General features: G+C 60.6%; 17 protein-coding genes. 8 read left to right on the top strand and 9 right to left on the bottom strand.

The window, feature by feature from the left end:
- Positions 1 to 17: 17 nt before the first annotated feature.
- From VFI82_13285 to VFI82_13265, 5 genes are all read right to left on the bottom strand, one after another.
- Positions 18 to 539: a hypothetical protein gene (locus VFI82_13285; GenBank protein HET7185657.1), complete on the bottom strand. Its 522-nt coding sequence runs from the start codon at positions 537 to 539 to the stop codon at positions 18 to 20.
- 29 nt (positions 540 to 568) lie between these two features.
- On the bottom strand, positions 569 to 1,297 hold the full coding sequence (locus VFI82_13280; GenBank protein ID HET7185656.1) for a ZIP family metal transporter: 729 nt from the start codon (positions 1,295 to 1,297) through the stop codon (positions 569 to 571).
- 498 nt (positions 1,298 to 1,795) lie between these two features.
- Positions 1,796 to 2,326, bottom strand: a complete 531-nt coding sequence (locus VFI82_13275; protein ID HET7185655.1) for a DinB family protein — start codon at positions 2,324 to 2,326, stop codon at positions 1,796 to 1,798.
- Positions 2,327 to 2,359: 33 nt separating this feature from the next.
- Positions 2,360 to 2,785: an NUDIX hydrolase gene (locus VFI82_13270; protein ID HET7185654.1), complete on the bottom strand. Its 426-nt coding sequence runs from the start codon at positions 2,783 to 2,785 to the stop codon at positions 2,360 to 2,362.
- A 76-nt stretch (positions 2,786 to 2,861) separates the two neighbouring features.
- On the bottom strand, positions 2,862 to 3,404 hold the full coding sequence (locus tag VFI82_13265; GenBank protein ID HET7185653.1) for a hypothetical protein: 543 nt from the start codon (positions 3,402 to 3,404) through the stop codon (positions 2,862 to 2,864).
- A 280-nt stretch (positions 3,405 to 3,684) separates the two neighbouring features.
- On the opposite strand from VFI82_13265, the gene VFI82_13260 reads away from it, so the two are divergent.
- From VFI82_13260 to VFI82_13230, 7 genes are all read left to right on the top strand, one after another.
- Positions 3,685 to 4,011: an antibiotic biosynthesis monooxygenase family protein gene (locus tag VFI82_13260; GenBank protein HET7185652.1), complete on the top strand. Its 327-nt coding sequence runs from the start codon at positions 3,685 to 3,687 to the stop codon at positions 4,009 to 4,011.
- Between the two features lie 129 nt (positions 4,012 to 4,140).
- On the top strand, positions 4,141 to 5,184 hold the full coding sequence (locus VFI82_13255; GenBank protein ID HET7185651.1) for a hypothetical protein: 1,044 nt from the start codon (positions 4,141 to 4,143) through the stop codon (positions 5,182 to 5,184).
- 51 nt (positions 5,185 to 5,235) lie between these two features.
- Positions 5,236 to 5,979 carry an ABC transporter ATP-binding protein gene (locus VFI82_13250; protein ID HET7185650.1) on the top strand — a complete coding sequence of 248 codons (744 nt, stop codon included), beginning with the start codon at positions 5,236 to 5,238 and terminating at the stop codon, positions 5,977 to 5,979.
- Positions 5,976 to 6,779 (top strand): ABC transporter permease, encoded by an 804-nt coding sequence (locus tag VFI82_13245; GenBank protein ID HET7185649.1) that lies wholly within the window; start codon positions 5,976 to 5,978, stop codon positions 6,777 to 6,779. The genes VFI82_13250 and VFI82_13245 overlap by 4 nt, the downstream gene beginning before the upstream one ends.
- A 105-nt stretch (positions 6,780 to 6,884) precedes the next feature.
- On the top strand, positions 6,885 to 7,247 hold the full coding sequence (locus VFI82_13240; protein HET7185648.1) for a hypothetical protein: 363 nt from the start codon (positions 6,885 to 6,887) through the stop codon (positions 7,245 to 7,247).
- 115 nt (positions 7,248 to 7,362) lie between these two features.
- A complete protein-coding gene (gene ligD / locus VFI82_13235) occupies positions 7,363 to 9,231 on the top strand; it encodes a non-homologous end-joining DNA ligase (GenBank protein HET7185647.1) in 1,869 nt (622 codons plus the stop codon).
- A 371-nt stretch (positions 9,232 to 9,602) separates the two neighbouring features.
- Positions 9,603 to 10,565, top strand: coding sequence for a tetratricopeptide repeat protein (locus VFI82_13230; GenBank protein HET7185646.1), 963 nt, complete (start codon positions 9,603 to 9,605; stop codon positions 10,563 to 10,565).
- Positions 10,566 to 10,626: 61 nt separating this feature from the next.
- Here VFI82_13230 and VFI82_13225 read toward each other — a convergent pair whose 3' ends face one another.
- The gene (locus VFI82_13225) at positions 10,627 to 11,472 is read right to left on the bottom strand and encodes a prephenate dehydrogenase/arogenate dehydrogenase family protein (GenBank protein HET7185645.1); all 846 of its coding nucleotides are present in this window, start codon (positions 11,470 to 11,472) and stop codon (positions 10,627 to 10,629) included.
- Between the two features lie 132 nt (positions 11,473 to 11,604).
- Between VFI82_13225 and VFI82_13220 the strand changes: the two genes are divergently transcribed.
- On the top strand, positions 11,605 to 13,476 hold the full coding sequence (locus tag VFI82_13220) for a lipase maturation factor family protein (protein ID HET7185644.1): 1,872 nt from the start codon (positions 11,605 to 11,607) through the stop codon (positions 13,474 to 13,476).
- A 46-nt stretch (positions 13,477 to 13,522) separates the two neighbouring features.
- On the opposite strand, the gene aroF is transcribed toward VFI82_13220, so the two are convergent.
- From aroF to trpA, 3 genes are all read right to left on the bottom strand, one after another.
- Entirely contained in the window at positions 13,523 to 14,542 is a 1,020-nt protein-coding gene (gene aroF, locus VFI82_13215) for a 3-deoxy-7-phosphoheptulonate synthase (GenBank protein ID HET7185643.1), read from the bottom strand.
- A gap of 78 nt (positions 14,543 to 14,620) precedes the next feature.
- A complete protein-coding gene (locus tag VFI82_13210) occupies positions 14,621 to 14,941 on the bottom strand; it encodes a chorismate mutase (protein HET7185642.1) in 321 nt (106 codons plus the stop codon).
- 91 nt (positions 14,942 to 15,032) lie between these two features.
- Entirely contained in the window at positions 15,033 to 15,875 is an 843-nt protein-coding gene (gene trpA, locus VFI82_13205) for a tryptophan synthase subunit alpha (protein HET7185641.1), read from the bottom strand.
- Positions 15,876 to 15,922 lie beyond the last annotated feature (47 nt).

Here is a 15,922-nt window from a genome sequence, read left to right as displayed (position 1 = left end):
GAGTGGGGTGGAGAGCGTCAGGATTTGTCGTCGCGGCGTAAAGCATCGTGCGCCTCACGGGCGCTGCCCTGAAAGGGCTCGAAGGTCGGTTCAACCTTCGGCAAGACTTCGTGCAGCGCCCACTGAATGCGCTGGATGGCTTCGTTGATAGTGTCGCCTTCCTTGGTATTTTTCATCGTGCCCGCGGTGAACGAGAGCGCCTGCAGCGCGTTGCGGATGTGGTGGTTCACTTCCTGGAGGGCGTCCATGCGCTCGATGACGCGGCGGCGTTGTGTCCGACCGACGGCCAGCAGGGTATAGACCAGAGACGCAGCGAGGAGCGCGACCAGGCCATTGGAAACAACCATCGCGACCCCTGCCTCGTGCTCCAGCAACAAGACATCAAGGCCCACACTGCCAAAGAACATCACCAGGCCCATGGCCCCGGCAATGAGCCAGAGCCTGCGCGTCAGCATGGAAAGCCACAACCGTTGCAGGCGCGGCCCACCTTCTTCGAAAGCGGGGTCTGCGAAATCCGCACGTTGCCTGAGGTTTTCCACGGAAACCGGATTGTACCGCGCTGCCGCAACTAGTGCATATGAAAGAGGTAGTCCATGAGGAAGAGACAACCGACTCCGAGGAAGACGACGATCGCCATCTTAATGCCGGGCTCGCGATTGACTTCCGGGATCAGGTCGGAGGCGGCAACGTAAACGGTGACGCCGGCCGAGACCGGCAATCCCACGCCGACCGCCTGCCGCGTGATGACCATGGTGAGCACGCCGAGCAGGGTGGCGGCGCCGAGCAGCGCCGAGGAGCCCCACGCGACTACCCGGCTGCGCCCGCCGGCCAGCATCACCGAGGCGACGGTGAACCCTTCTGGGATTTTGTGCAGGAACACGGCCATGAATACGATCCATCCCAGCCAGCGGGAGAGCAGGAAGCCGGACGCAATGGCAATGCCGTCAAAAAAAGTGTGGATGATGAGTCCCAGCAGGACCGACCAGGATTTGTGCTTCTGCACGAACTCGTCTTCGTGCGTCTCCTCCCCGAAATGGAAGTGCGATGCGACGGTGTGCTCGAAGAAGTGAACAATCAGGTACCCCACCAACACCAGGAAGCCGGCGTCGGAGCGCAGGCGGACGCTGGCTGGCACCATTTCCACCAGCGAGGTCGCCAGCATGAAGCCGGCCCCGAGCGCGATGAAATATTTCAGGTAGCTGTGGTGCCACTGCTTCTGCACGATGACCGCGCCCCCCACCACGTTGGCAGCGGCGGCGGTAAGTCCGAGCAGGATGCTGATGGCTATGGGACTCATGAGGACGCAGCAGCATAGCAGAGGGAAACAATGGAACAATTGCGGAATTGCGAAAATTGGAATTGGAAAATAGGCTCGTGCGACGGATACGATCGAAAAGCAACTGAATTCTGGCCGGAACCCGGGAAATCAGCATCCCGGTAGTAATCAGCGGCAGAGAAGCTGAATTTGACGGGTTTCCGCGACCTGTATTAATCTGCGGCTACACTGAGAAAGGGGGTGGTCCAGGTCAACATGATTGACAGTCATATACAAAACCGCAGTGAGGTGTCTGAGGCTTAGAGCGGTGCGCTCTAAACCAACCTCAAGTTCCGGTGTGTTTGGCCCAACGCCACTCCAGAGTCAGTGCTGGAGTCCCGGAGGCTAACAGGTCGCAGTCGTCCCGGACCGCAAGCAGAGCCGGGGTGAAGAAGAGTGACCGCCTCAGGCCAATCCCAACAGACTACCGGCGACCCGCGTGCCGCAATCGAGCCGCGGGTCGTTTTGTTTTGTCGTAGTCTAGCGAGACTGGTTCTGTTCGCGGGCGCTTTCGCTGCCGAGCACAGGGCTGAAAAGAAAATCGTGAAAGTCGCCTTTCAGCCCGTTGAAGCGAAGCATGGTGGCAACTTGGGCCCAGTGGCGGATTTCATGCACCAGGACATGTACAGCGATTTTTCTCGGAGTAGCTTGGACGACAGAGGTCAAGATCTTGAACTCCCTGGGAGTATCCCAATCGCCCGCCGGGACGGCATTGAGCATGGCCCGGAATTCTTTCCGGCTCTGCGCGCCGAATTGAAAAAGCGCCTCGACATTGTCGGTGGGGATGGCAGCGGTGTCGGTTAAGGGCTGCCCGGAGAGGCGTTCGGCGTATCGTTTTTCCGCGGAAAAGATGTGACGAACCATGTCGCCGACGGTCTGAAAGCGTCCGTCGCTGTGCGGGCCGACGCCGATCTTCAGAACCTGCTCACCATGCTGCAGGAACCAACTGTACCAGAGCTTGCGCTCCCAATCGGTGTAGGCGATGAAATCGTTCAAATTCACGGCAAACATATCTCTCTCGCCTTCAGCGCAGCGCGCCGGGAGTTAATGTCGATCGAGGGCCTTCATAATAACCTTCTGCGCCGTTTCCGCGATGTTGAAGTTTGCAAGCTCGTCGCGGCTAATCCAGCGCGCCTGGGCGGCGTCGCTGCCGACCTTGAGTTCGCCGCCGAGCACGCGGCAAAAGAAATCGATGAGCACGTAATGGTAGCGGGTACGCCCGTCGGGGTCGGCATAAATGCTGTCGAAGACATCGAGCACATCTACGGCCTCCACCTGCAGCCCGGTCTCCTCCAGGGCTTCACGGGCGGCGCATTGGCGCAAAGTCTCGCCGATCTCGAGCGCGCCGCCGGGAATTGACCACTGCCCTTTCAGCGGCTCTGCGGAGCGCTGCACGATCACGACCCTCCCCTGGCTGACGATGACGGCACCGACGCCGACCAGCGGACGCTCAGGATAATCGCGTTTCATGAAGAAGCTCTCAGCTTTCGCTTTTGGCTTTTAGCCGCAAACGAGCAGCGCACCACAGCGGCTACCAGCCAAGAGCTTACGAGAAAAACCCGCGGGGATTGAAGTCCACAATCTTCCATCCCTTGCGGCCGCGTTCCATTTCGAACTTGACCTGGCCGTTGCGGCGGATGGGCGCTCCGCCGGTGCGGGGAATTTCTTCCATCTGCCAGTCCACCAGCACCACGCCCTTGGGACCTTCGATCGTGCTCTGGGTGATGCTGAAGTGGACGCGGAAGTAATCATAGCGCTGCATCATGGCTTCGATCTGGTCTTCAAAGGTAAGGTAGCCGTCCATCTTGTCCTGGTCGAAGGCAGAGAGCACAAGGCGCTGGCTGTGGCCCTCGAGGCCGTCGCGCAGGTCGCTCAGTACGCGATTGGCGACCGCCTGGGAAAAGATCGCGCTGTCATAGGCGTCCTGGGGCTTGTTCTTGTCCTTCTTTTTCTTCTTGTCCTTCGCATCCTTGCCCGCGTCTTTTCTTTCCTCTTGCGGCGGCGCGGAAGAGGGCGGCTCCTGCTGCGCGAGAGCGGAAAACCAGCTGAAGGCGAAAAAAACAGCGACGGCGAGCGCGAACTTGCGCATGGAAATTCCTCTCGCTCCGGAGTGCCGGCCATTTTACAGCTTGCAGCTTTCGCCTTCGGAATCGACCACAGCAAAGCGAGGTAAGCACTGGCATTTGTCGGGGACGGAAAATTTCTGCGGTTCGGGCCGCCGCAGCACGGATATAATTTGCCTCGAAACGATGTGGGGCTGGTCGCCCGACCGGCAAAATCGTCAACTCAACCCAGTGGCTGATGTTTCCCGCCACTACCCCGGCGGAGGGCCTTGGTGCCATCACGAATTGAAAACGCGAGGAGGTCTTATGCTGGCCAGAGTTGTTGAAGTCAACATCAAGGGCGGAAAGAAACAGGAAGTCGAAACCATCCTGCAGAATGAACTTCTGCCGCTATTGCAGAAGCAGCCCGGATTCGCCGGCTACGAGACATTGCTGCGCGAGACCGATCCTAACGTGACGCTCTCCATCAGCTACTGGCAGAATCGCGAGCAAGCGGATACCTTCGCGGACACGGCTGCGTACAACGCGATCCGCAACAAGCTTCAGCCGCTGCTCGCCAACGACATCCGGCCGGTGTTTTACACGGTGGAGATCTCCACTCAGCATCGAATCGCTTTCGGCAAAGCCGCTTAACGATCCGGCGATTGGATGATCGGGTGATCCCCGGCTGAGAAGGTAAATCACCCGATCAACCCTTCGCAGGCTACCCGAAGGTCCAGCCACTAGCCACCGGCAGCGCATTTTCGTACATTAGTCGTCCAGATGCGAATCGCTGCTCTGCTTGTCCTCAACCTTGCCGTCGTCCTCTTCGCCCAAACGCCGTCGGCGCGGGATCTTCGCACTCCCGAAGAAAGGCACCTTCGCCATGTCCGCCAGCTCACCTTCGGCGGGGAAAACGCGGAGGCCTACTTCAGCTCCGACGGCGCGCAGCTGATCTTTCAATCCCGCCGCGACAGCCTGCAGTGCGATCAGATCTTCATCATGAACGCCGACGGCTCGGGCGCGCACATGGTCTCAACCGGCCGGGGACGCACCACCTGCGCGTACTTCTTCCCTGACGCCAAGCACATCCTCTATTCCTCCACCCATGCGGCCGCGCCGGAATGCCCGTCTCCGCCGGATTGGTCCAAGGGCTATCGCTGGGCGGTTTATCCGACCTACGACATCTACGTCGCCAACCCTGACGGCAGCGATCCCCGGCCGCTCACTCACAACCAGGGGTATAACGCCGAGTCCACGATTTCCCCCGACGGCAAGCACATCGTCTTCACCTCCAGTCGCAATGGAGATCTCGACATCTACGTCATGAACAGCGACGGCAGCCACGTCCGCCAGCTGACGCACGAACTCGGGTACGACGGCGGCCCGTTCTGGTCGCGGGACGGGAAATGGATCGTGTACCGGGCATACCACCCGCGGACGAAGGAAGAAATTGTGGAATACAAAGAGCTGCTGGCGCAGAACCTGATTCGTCCCACGCGCCTCGACTTGTGGGTCATGCGCGCCAACGGCAGCGGCAAACGCCGGATCACCAACAACACCGCCGCCAATTTCGCGCCCTACTTTTTCCCCGACGGCAAGCGCGTCATCTTCAGTTCCAACCTGGCGGACCCCAAGGGCATGGGGAATTTCGAGCTTTACGCGGTCAACATTGACGGCAGCAACCTGGAGCGCATCACCTATAGCCCAGCCTTCGACGGTTTCCCGGTATTCAGCCCCGACGGTAAGAAGCTTGTCTTTTCGTCGAACCGCAACGGCTCCCGACCGCACGAAACCAACGTCTTCATCGCCGACTGGGTGGACTGACCGGCCAAGGAAGCAAGGAATACAGGATGTTGCCGGCATCTGACTACTACAATGTCCGCGATGTTGTCGGTTACCGATTTGCGCAAGCTCTACGGCAGCACCGTCGCCGTGGACAACATATCCTTTCAAGTGCTCCGCAATGAGATTGTGGGCCTGCTGGGGCCCAACGGCGCGGGCAAAACGACCACCATCAGCATGGTGCTGGGGGTGCTGGAACCGACCACGGGCACCATCGTCATCGAAGGAGTGGACATCGAGCGGCGACGAACGCAGGCGCTGTCGCGCACCAATTTTGCCGCCGCCTACGCTCCGCTCCCCGGCAACCTGACGGTGGCACAGAACCTGCGTGTCTTCGGCATGATCTACGCCGTGGAGAATCTGTCGGGACGCATCGAGTCTCTGCTCAATGAATTCGATTTGATTCGGTTTCGCGACACAAAATGCGGCGTGCTCTCCTCCGGAGAGCAGACGCGGGTCTCGCTCGCCAAAGCCATGCTGAACAGCCCCCACCTGCTGCTGCTCGATGAACCCACGGCATCGCTGGATCCGGCGACGGCGCGGGACATCCGCAACATCATCCGCGAATTCGCCGCCCGCGGCCAATGCGGCGTGCTGTGGACCTCGCACAACATGTACGAAGTCGAGGAGGTCTGCGACCGCGTGCTCTTTCTTTCCCGCGGCAAGATCCTGCTGGAAGGCGATCCTAAGACCCTGCCGCAACAGCACGGGCACAAATCCCTGGAAGAATTATTTATCGCCGTGGCACGCGAACCGTTGGCGCTGGAGCGCGCATGAAGCTCAGTCGCATCTTCGCCATCGTGCTGCGGCAATACTACCTGGTGCGCGGCAGCGCCTCGCGCGTCATCCCGTTGTTTGCCTGGGTGGCGGTGGATATTGTGCTCTGGGGCTTCATCACGCGATACCTCAACTCGGTGACCGGTTCGGGCTTCAACTTCGTTCCCGTGCTGCTGGGAGCGGTGCTGCTGTGGGATTTTTTCAGCCGGGTGATGCACGGCGTCACCATGACGTTCTTTGAAGACGTGTGGTCGCGCAACTTCCTCAACATCTTCGCCACGCCGCTCTCCATTTTCGAATACCTTGGCGGGCTGGTGCTTTCGGCGGTTGCGACCAGCCTGGTCGGACTGGCGGTGATGCTGGCATTGGCCATGCTGGCATTCGGACTCTCGTTTTTCTCCTATGGCGTAGTGCTGATTCCCTTCCTGCTGGTGCTGTTTCTATTCGGCATCGCGATGGGCATTGTGGGTACCGCCATCGTGCTGCGCTTCGGCCCCGCGGCGGAATGGTTCATCTGGCCTATCCCGGCGACCATCTCGCCCTTTGTCGGCGTCTTCTACCCGCTGGCTACTCTGCCGCACTGGATGCAGGTCATCGCGCATGGTCTGCCGCCGTCCTACGTCTTCGAAGGAATGCGGGCGGTCATAGCCGGGCAGGCCGCTTCTTCCATGCTGCTGCTGGGCGGCATCTGGCTGGCGCTGTTGTACGTCGTGCTGGCGTGCTGGTTCTTCGCGCGCATTTATCGCTACGCGGTTCGCACCGGATTGATCGCGCGTTATAGTGCGGAGACCGTGTCGTAGCGCCCCATCGAGCTTCATCACGGCACTCGGTGAGGAGCGTCACAACCGGCGCTGCACAGAACCGCCGATAATCAAAACGCAACCGCACGCCGCACTGGTGCCCCGATGGCCACCTCTCAACAGGTTTTTCGGTACGATCGCCGGCTCACGGCGATTAAGCTCCTGCACACCATCGTTTGGGCCTTGCTGGCGGGAGCAATTCTCGCATTGCCGGTGACAGCCATTCTGGCGCAGTTCCGGTGGGCGCTCCTGCTGACGGTAATTATCGCCGGCGAATGCGCCGTTCTCGCGATCAATCGGGGACGCTGCCCCCTCACCGATTGGGCGGCAGGTTACACGAATGACCGCGCCGACAACTTCGATATTTACCTGCCGAACTGGTTGGCCCGCCACAACAAAGTCATCTTCGGGACGTTGTTCCTGGTCAATGAACTGGTCGTGCTCTGGCGATGGCTGGCTCACCGGTAAAAGTGAGCACCCAGGTTGTCGGGCATCGCAATTCCTCGAAACTCACCAGCCGTAACTCGCAACTAACAAGGTTAGGAAATGCAGGATTCCGGGCGCGCCCGGGAGATTGTTCGATATGGCTCTTGAGGAATACCAACGCAAGCGGCGCTTCCAGTCCACCCCCGAGCCCCCGCCCAAGGTTGAGAAAAAGGCAGGACACCGCTTCGTCGTCCAGAAACACCAGGCATCGCACCTGCACTATGACTTCCGCCTGGAGATGGATGGGGTGCTCAAGTCGTGGGCCGTGCCCAAGGGGCCGTCGCTCTCGCCTGGCGACAAGCGGCTGGCGATGATGGTCGAGGACCATCCGGTCTCCTACTTTCACTTCGAAGGCATCATTCCCGAGGGCAATTATGGCGCGGGCACAGTCATGGTCTGGGACACCGGCACCTGGGAACCGCTGGGCGACGAAAACGAAATGCTGGCCAAGGGCGACCTGAAGTTCCGGCTCAACGGCAAGAAATTGCAGGGCGAGTTCGTGCTGGCGCGGATGCGCTCGCGACGTCCGGGATCGAAAGGCACGGAGTGGCTGCTGATCAAGAAGCGCGACCAGGGCGCGAAGGAAGATTTCGACATCGATAAGTTGGATTGGTCGGTGCTCACCAAGCGGTCGCTGGATCAGATTGCCGGAGATGCGGGTTCGGCGGAGTGGCAAAGCAACCGGCCCGCCGCGCCCTCCGGTAAAGGCAAGAATGCATGGCTGGCCGACACGCTGGCCAAGGTCCGCAAGAAGAACTTAGCGGCAGAGGAAGCAAAGAAAGAGACAAAGGCAAAGCCGAAAACAAAGACGGCGGCGGTGACGAAGCCGTCGCGGCGTGTGAATCAGGGGCTGACAGCCGAAAAAGAAAAAAAATCCGCTGTGTCCTCCGTGGCTAAGACGTCAATAAAAAAAAACGAAATCGCGCAGATAAAAGGCGCTGAAAGAACTTCCATGCCGCGGGCGATCCGCCCCATGCTGGCCACCCTGGTCGATGAACCGTTTAACAGCAGTGAATGGCTGTACGAAGTGAAATGGGATGGGTTCCGCTCGATCGCTTACCTGGAAGACGGTCGCGTGAAGCTGTTCTCGCGCAATCGGAACGAGATGACCGCCGAGTTTCCGGAGATGAAGGAGCTGGCGGCGCAGTTGAAGGCCGAACAGGCAATCGTGGACGGCGAACTGGCGGCGCTCGACGAGCAGGGACGGCCGTCGTTCAGCCTGATGCAGCAACGACCGGGTTTAACTGGGCGAGGCAGGCGCATCGTCACCAACCGCGGCGTCAAGATCGTTTATTACGCCTTCGATTTGCTCTACCTCGACGGCTATTCCTTGTTCCGCGTGGATCTGGAGAAGCGCAAGGAACTACTGCGGGCGCGGTTGGATACCAGCGACCTGGTGCGCTACTCGGACCACTTCGACGATGGCCTGAAGCTGTACGAGGCGGCCAAGGAACGCGGCCTGGAGGGAATTGTCGCCAAGCGGCGCGCCGGCTGCTACATCCAGAAGCGCAGCCGGGAATGGCTGAAGGTGAAGATCACGCGGCGACAGGAGTGCGTGGTTGGCGGCTATACCGACCCGCGCGGCGGGCGCGAAAACTTCGGCTCCCTGGTCTTGGGACTGTACGACGAGAAAGGGAGACTTATTCACGTGGGCAATGCCGGAAGCGGCTTCACCGGAGCCTCGCATGCCGACATGTGGCGAAAACTGCAAAAGCTGCAGACAGATCGAAGTCCGTTTTACGGCAGGGTGGAATCGACGCGGCGGCCGCACTGGGTGAAACCGGAACTGGTGGCGGAGATCAAGTTCACCGAGTGGACGCATGAGGGCCAGAGTGGCGCCGTCAAAATGAGGGCCCCGGTGTTCCAGGGTCTGCGTCTCGATAAGCCGGCACGCGAGTGTGTCTTCGAGCGTCCTCGGCCAGCGAAGACAGAAGCCAGGAAGGCGGAGGCGGGCGAGGCGGCGTGAGAACATTAGCTTTTTAGCAGTTGGCGAGGAGAGGTGTTGCGGAATGCAGCAGCCCCAGCCGACGTCCGAACATCGAGGAAGTAGGCGACAGCGGCAAAAAAGCGAACCGTCAAAAGTTGATTCGAGTCATCTCGGATTTTCGTTGACACGGTTTCGTCGGCGGAATACCTTTCCGGCAAATGGGGTCTTTTTGGACACCGCAATTATTTTCATTCGAAAATTTATAGGCTTTGCCGAGCCGGCGCGCGTCTAAATACTAAGTAGTCGTTCGACCATTCTTAGTCCGCATTTCTCTAGCTCGCGTTTTACTTGGCAACACAACCGGCCCTGAAAACGGCGCGTGGGGTGCCGCGCAACAAGTGGGTGAGGCAATGCGGCTGCAATCAACAGTAGCGGTGTTTGCGCTGTGCGCGTGTGCGCTGGCACAGGCGGGCGCGGGACAAGTGTCGTCGAAGTTTTCCACCCTGCTGAAGAAAGCGGAGGCAGGCGACGTAAGCGCCCAGTTTGCGGCCGCCCGTGATTACGAACTGGGCCAGGACGTGGAGCAGGATTACGCGCAGGCTCTGAGATGGTACGAGCGCGCCGCCGATCGTGGAGAACCCGCGTCGCAGTGCAACCTGGGACGAATGTATGCTTCGGGCGAAGGCGTGACTCGTGACGATCAGACGGCGGTCAAGTGGTACCTGCGATCGGCGGTAGCAAAATACGCGCCTGGGATGACCAATCTGGGCTACATGTACGCCACCGGACGCGGCATCGCTCGCAATGACGAGGCGGCGGTGCACTGGTACCGCAAGGCCGTGGAGATGAATTATGTGCCGGCGATGTCGAACCTGGGCTACATGTATCAACACGGCCGCGGGGTTCCGCAGGACGACGCGGCGGCGGTGAAGTTGTTCATGAAAGCGGCACACCATGGGTTCGCGCCGGCGATCGGTAACCTGGCAGAGATGTACTTGCACGGGCACGGGATCCAGCAGAATGCGGGCGAGGCTATTCGCCTGTTCCAGGAGGCAGTGGCGAAGGGGTCGAAGGCCGCGAGTAACAATCTCGGGTGGTGCTATGAGCACGGCGCCGGCGTGGCCCAGAACCTTGCCGAAGCCGCCAAGTGGTACCGGATGGCAGCGGAAGCAGGCGTAACCGAGGCACAATACAACCTCGGTCTCCTCTACCTGGACGGCCGCGGCGTGGTGCGCAACGAAGCCGAGGCACAGGCATGGTTTTCGAAAGCAGCGCAACGCGGCTACGGCCCGGCGCAAGACCAGATGACGCTCGCGGGAAACAGGCAAGGCCGTCATGAATCCGACATTTCGGGGGAAATAAAAGGGCCGTAAAGCCTCAGCCCCAAACTGCCTAACTACCAGCCCCCAGCCCCAGCCCCTGCTCTTCAAGCAATCATTCACCACGAAAACGGCGAGCCGTGTCGAATTCGACTTCGAGTTCGCGGGTGCGGAGATTTTCGCGCAGATGGGCGAGGCGCTGTTCGAGAGCGAGGAGCGCCTCCTGTAGGTTGCTGGTATTGGTGAGCGCGATGTCGCGCCACATGCTGTAAGGGCTGACCGCAACCCGCGTCATCTCGCGCAGCATGCGTCCGCCAATGGCCTTCATGTCGGCATCATTGCCGAATTCCTCTTCCACGGTAGCCGCCAGCGAGACCGAGAGCATCTGCGGCAGGTGGCTGATCCAGGCACATATTCGGTCGTGACGTTGCGCATCCAATTCCAGTACGCGGGCGCCAATGCGCTCTACCCACTGCACCAATTCACCGGCCGGGCCGCTGCGGACGACTTGGCCGGGAAACGGCGTGAAGAGCCAGACTGCGCCGGAGAAAAGACTGGCGTCCGCCTGCTCAATGCCGCTGTGCTCCTTCCCTGCCATGGGATGGCCGGCCAGAAAACGCTCCGCAGCGCGCTCGCCGAATATGTCGCGGGCACGAGCGAGGATGTCGGCCTTGGTGCTGCCGACGTCGGTGAAGAGAACCTCCGGTGGAAGCACGGGACCGAGTTTCTCGAGAAGATCGATGATGGCGCCCACCGGCGTGGCCAGGACCACGAGGTCGGAGCCGGCACAAGCCTGGACGGGGTCTTCGATACCGAGATCAATGGCGCCGCACGATTTCGCCTGCCCTAGGACAATGGCGCGGTCGCAGCCAATGACCCGTCCGGCAAAGCCGCGCGCTTTCAGAGCGAGCGAGAGCGACCCGCCGATCAGGCCGGTTCCGATGATGGTGAGCTGGCGCACGGATGCGATTAAAACATATTTCGTGAGGTTGACGGTGATCGGTTACGGTCGTCGGTTCAGGTTTGGCGGCAGGCGAGGCGTCTGCCGCCGTATTATTTTGGAAACGATACCGTGGTCGGCCGCGGAGGCGTTTTGACGAGCTTTGAGCAAGAAGAACACGGGCGAACCAAGCCGCTGATGGTATTTGACGGCGATTGCGGGTTCTGCCGCGCCTGGATCGAGTACTGGAAAGAACTGACGGGCGAGCGCGTCGAGTATGCGCCGTTCCAGGAGAAGGCAGCGGAGTTCCCGGATGTTCCGCGCGAAGAATTTGCGCAGGCGGTGCAGATATTCCTCCCGGATGGGCAGCGGCGCAGTGGTGCGCACGCGGCCTTCACCGCGATGGCCACCGGCGGACAAACCTGGCCGTTGTGGGCCTATGAGCACGTGCCGCTCGTCGAGACGGTTACGGAAGCGGCCTACGGCGCGATCGCGGCCCACCGCGATGCGGGATACAAGCTCACCAGGCTGCTGTGGGGCATCCCAGTCCGCCGGCAGCGTTACGCGGTGGCGACGGAGCTGTTCCTGCGCGCTCTAGGGATAATTTACCTGATCGCATTCGTGTCCTTTGGAGTGCAGGCGCCCGGGCTGGTCGGGCGAAACGGGGTTTACCCGCTGGCTCAAACCATGAGCGCGATCCAGCGTTATTACGGCGGGGCGGCGTTTCGCGTGTTCCCGAGCGTGTTTCTGCTGAGCGCTGACGACCGCTTCCTGGCGGCGGTTTGGATCGCGGGCTGCGTGTTTGCCCTGCTGCTGGTCCTGGGCCTGATGCGGCGGATAGCGTGCGCGGGCGCGTTCGTACTCTATTTGTCAATCGCGACGGCGGGGCAGGCGTTCATGAGCTTTCAATGGGACGCGCTGCTGCTGGAAGCCGGGTTCCTGGCGATTTTCCTGGGCTGGTCGAGAATGATGCCGTGGATGTTTCGCTGGCTGCTGTTCCGGCTGATGTTCATGTCCGGGGTAGTGAAGCTGGCGAGCGGCGACAAGAGCTGGCACGCGCTGACCGCGATGCGCTACCACTACCAGACGCAGCCTTTGCCGACACCTCTGGCCTGGTACATGTTCCAGCTGCCGACGTGGTTCCAAAGCTTGACGACTGCGGTGGTGCTGCTGGTAGAGCTGGGTGTGCCGTTCCTGATCTGGTTTCCGCGGCGGGCAAGGCTGCTGGCGGCTGGAATCCTGATCGTGTTCCAGGTCCTGATCATGCTCACCGGAAATTATGCGTTCTTCAACCTGCTGACGATCGCGCTGTGCCTGTGGCTGGTGGATGACGCGAGGTGGGAGAAATCTCGGATCAGACTCGCATCTGTCAAAAGCAGGCAAATGTGGGACACCATCACGTCTCGAGCCGGGCAAAGATGGTCAGCAACAACCAAGAGCGTGGCCAAGGTGGCGATCGGGACGGGGGTGTCGATCCTGATTTTGTTTACCAGCCTGGCCGAGGTGACCGGGCCGATCTTGCACTGGACGTTGCCGGGATCGGATCAGGCGCAGGCCACGCTGGCGCCATTCGAGATCGTAAATTCATACGGGCTGTTCGCGGTGATGACGACAACGCGACCGGAGATCGTGATCGAAGGATCGAGCGACGGCGTGAACTGGCAAGCGTACGAGTTCAAGTACAAGCCGGGAGAGGTGAAGCGGCCGCCGAGCTGGGTGGAGCCGCACCAGCCGCGCGTGGACTGGCAGATGTGGTTCGCGGCACTGGGAAATTACCAGCAGAACCCGTGGCTGCTGCGGTTCATGCTGCGCCTGTTGCAGGGATCTCCGCAGGTATCGAAGCTGCTGGCCGGCAATCCATTTGCCAAGGCGCCGCCGGCATACGTACGCGCGAGTGTTTACGAGTACCAGTTCACGAACTGGCGGGAGCGGCGTGAAACGGGCTCATGGTGGAAGCGAGAATATCGCGGGGTGTACCTGCCTGCGCTCGACAGGGAAGATTTTGCAAGGGCGGGCATGGAATAGAAGCGCGGCCATGCTCAGCCATCGTCAAGGCGCATTTTTTCGGAGCTCAGGCGATGGAACGGCCGACGGCGGGGGCGATCATGCGCAACTGTTCCATCAAAGTCTTGAACTGGTCGGGATAGAGGGACTGGGCGCCGTCGGAAAGGGCCTTGTCGGGATTACTGTGGACTTCGACGATGATGGCGTCGGCGCCGGCGGCAACCGCGGCGCGGGCCATGGGCGAAACCTTGTCGCGGCGTCCGGTGCCGTGCGATGGGTCGCCACAGATAGGCAGGTGCGAGAGCTTGTGCACGATGGGAATGGCGGAGATATCCATGGTGTTGCGGGTATAGGTCTCGAAGGTGCGGATGCCGCGCTCGCAGAGGACGATATCGTAATTGCCGCCGGCCATGATGTATTCGGCGGAGAGCAGCATTTCCTCGATGGTGGCCGCAATGCCGCGCTTGAGCATCACCGGTTTGCGGACCTTGCCAAGCTCGCGCAGCAGGTTGAAGTTCTGCATGTTGCGCGCGCCCACCTGCAGGATGTCGACGTAAGGCAGCATCAACGGGATCTGGGAGATTTCCATGACCTCGCTGATCACCAGCATCTTGTATTTTTCGCCGGCCTCCTTGAGCAGCTTCAAGCCTTCTTCGCCCATACCCTGAAAAGAGTATGGCGAGGAGCGCGGCTTGAAGGCGCCGCCGCGGAGGACGCGTGCGCCGGCTTGGGAGATGACTTCAGCGGTCGAGAACAGCTGCTCGCGCGATTCCACCGAGCACGGGCCGGCCATCACCACAACCTGTTCGCCGCCAACGGTCAGGTTGTTGGGCAGCTTGACGATGGTGCCCTGGGGTCGGAAATTCTTGGCCACCAGCTTGTAAGGCGCGCTGATGCGGTGAACGAGATGGACGCCGTCGAGGACCTCGAGGTCGCGCGTATCGAAGTCGTTGCGCGCGCCGACCGCCCCCAGCACGGTATGGCGCTCGCCGGTGGAGCGGTGGACGGAAAAGCCGAGCGAGACAAGATGCTCGATCACATTTTGAATCTGCTGCTCGGAGGCGCCTTCCTGCATGGTGACAATCATAAGAAAATAGCTTTTAGCTCTTAGCTGCTAGCTCCACCTTCTTAATTCGGCGATATCGTAGGCAAGTTACCGCCACCCTCAATCGTTAACTTCAGCCTCCAGTTCGGTGTCGCTGGCGCCGGCCTTGGGCTTGGGGACAAATTCTTCCTTCTGAATCTTGCGCATGACGTCGATGAGGCGCTCATAAATCATAGTCAGGTCGCGGTCGGCGAGCGGACCGGGATTGGCGCGGTGCACGTTCTCGTAGATTACCTTCTCGCGCTCGGGCTCGTAAACCGGCTGATTAGTGCCGCGCTTGAGCCGTCCGATTTCCTGCGCGTAGCGGGCGCGCTGGTTGAGCAAGTCCACCAGCTTGCGATCGAGTTCATCGATTTTGTTGCGCCAGTCGGAAATATCCATAACAGCTCTAAGCTTTTTGCTCTCAGCCGACAGCTCTGAGCGGGAGCTGCGCTAACCGATTGCATGCCAGATTAACAGATTACGTCTTCGACTACAGGTTACGCGTGCGGGCGGGCAGCGGGGAAGCCGTCGCCTGCCCGGTCGCGGAACTGGAAGAAGCCTGGTTGCCGGATGCCGACAGTTGCCGGATCAATTCTGCCACAGCTTGCGGCGCTTTACCCTGCGGAGTGGCTTGTTCGATGGCTTGAACGATGGCGCTGCCGACGACAGCGGCGTCGGCGAACTGGGCCACTTCTTTCACATGTTCCGCGGTGGAGATGCCAAAACCCACGGCGATGGGCAGGCGGGTAAAACGGCGCAGGCGCGCGACCAGTTGGCGCGCGTCGACAGCAAGTTCCTGGCGGGTTCCGGTGACGCCGGTCCGCGAGACAGCGTAGAGGAACCCGGTGGAAAGCTCGGCGATGAGCTTCAGGCGGCGATCGGTCGAGGTCGGCGCAGCCAGAAAGATGGTGGCGAGATGACGGCGGCGCATGCAGCGCAGATACTCCGCGGCTTCTTCGACGGGCAGATCGGTGACCAGAGCGCCATCGAGTCCGGCGTCAGCGGCGGCGCAACAGAAGCGCTCCAGGCCGAAGCGCAAGATCGGGTTCAGATAAGAAAAGACGATGAGGCCGGCGGCGGGGCGCTCTCTCCGCACTTCTCTCGCCAAATTCAGCACGTCGCTGAGGGTCGTGCCGTTTCGCAATGCGCGTTCGCTCGCCCTTTGAATTACAGGACCATCGGCCACCGGATCGCTGAACGGCACGCCGAGTTCAATCACGGCGGCGCCGGCGTCGATGGCGGCGAGCGCAATGTCCTTGGTGGTAGCAAGACTTGGATCGCCACAGGTGATGTATGCAATGAGACCGGGACGCGATTGGAATTCCAGGGGCATTCGGCTATTTTTTTTTGCCTCCCTATGGGACTTGCTGTGTTAAGCCG

The organism is Terriglobales bacterium (genome assembly GCA_035691485.1).
GTDB lineage: Bacteria > Acidobacteriota > Terriglobia > Terriglobales > Acidobacteriaceae > JAIQGF01.
This window is presented reverse-complemented; position numbering and strand designations above follow the sequence as displayed.

Bases quoted from the DNA above. Each gene is read 5' to 3' on its own strand.
- VFI82_13280 (HET7185656.1), bottom strand. From the start codon at position 1,297: ATGAGTCCCATAGCCATCAGCATCCTGCTCGGACTTACCGCCGCCGCT.
- VFI82_13275 (HET7185655.1), bottom strand. From the start codon at position 2,326: ATGTTTGCCGTGAATTTGAACGATTTCATCGCCTACACCGATTGGGAG.
- VFI82_13270 (HET7185654.1), bottom strand. From the start codon at position 2,785: ATGAAACGCGATTATCCTGAGCGTCCGCTGGTCGGCGTCGGTGCCGTC.
- VFI82_13265 (HET7185653.1), bottom strand. From the start codon at position 3,404: ATGCGCAAGTTCGCGCTCGCCGTCGCTGTTTTTTTCGCCTTCAGCTGG.
- VFI82_13260 (HET7185652.1), top strand. From the start codon at position 3,685: ATGCTGGCCAGAGTTGTTGAAGTCAACATCAAGGGCGGAAAGAAACAG.
- VFI82_13255 (HET7185651.1), top strand. From the start codon at position 4,141: ATGCGAATCGCTGCTCTGCTTGTCCTCAACCTTGCCGTCGTCCTCTTC.
- VFI82_13250 (HET7185650.1), top strand. From the start codon at position 5,236: ATGTCCGCGATGTTGTCGGTTACCGATTTGCGCAAGCTCTACGGCAGC.
- VFI82_13245 (HET7185649.1), top strand. From the start codon at position 5,976: ATGAAGCTCAGTCGCATCTTCGCCATCGTGCTGCGGCAATACTACCTG.
- VFI82_13240 (HET7185648.1), top strand. From the start codon at position 6,885: ATGGCCACCTCTCAACAGGTTTTTCGGTACGATCGCCGGCTCACGGCG.
- ligD (HET7185647.1), top strand. From the start codon at position 7,363: ATGGCTCTTGAGGAATACCAACGCAAGCGGCGCTTCCAGTCCACCCCC.
- VFI82_13230 (HET7185646.1), top strand. From the start codon at position 9,603: ATGCGGCTGCAATCAACAGTAGCGGTGTTTGCGCTGTGCGCGTGTGCG.
- aroF (HET7185643.1), bottom strand. From the start codon at position 14,542: ATGATTGTCACCATGCAGGAAGGCGCCTCCGAGCAGCAGATTCAAAAT.
- VFI82_13210 (HET7185642.1), bottom strand. From the start codon at position 14,941: ATGGATATTTCCGACTGGCGCAACAAAATCGATGAACTCGATCGCAAG.
- trpA (HET7185641.1), bottom strand. From the start codon at position 15,875: ATGCCCCTGGAATTCCAATCGCGTCCCGGTCTCATTGCATACATCACC.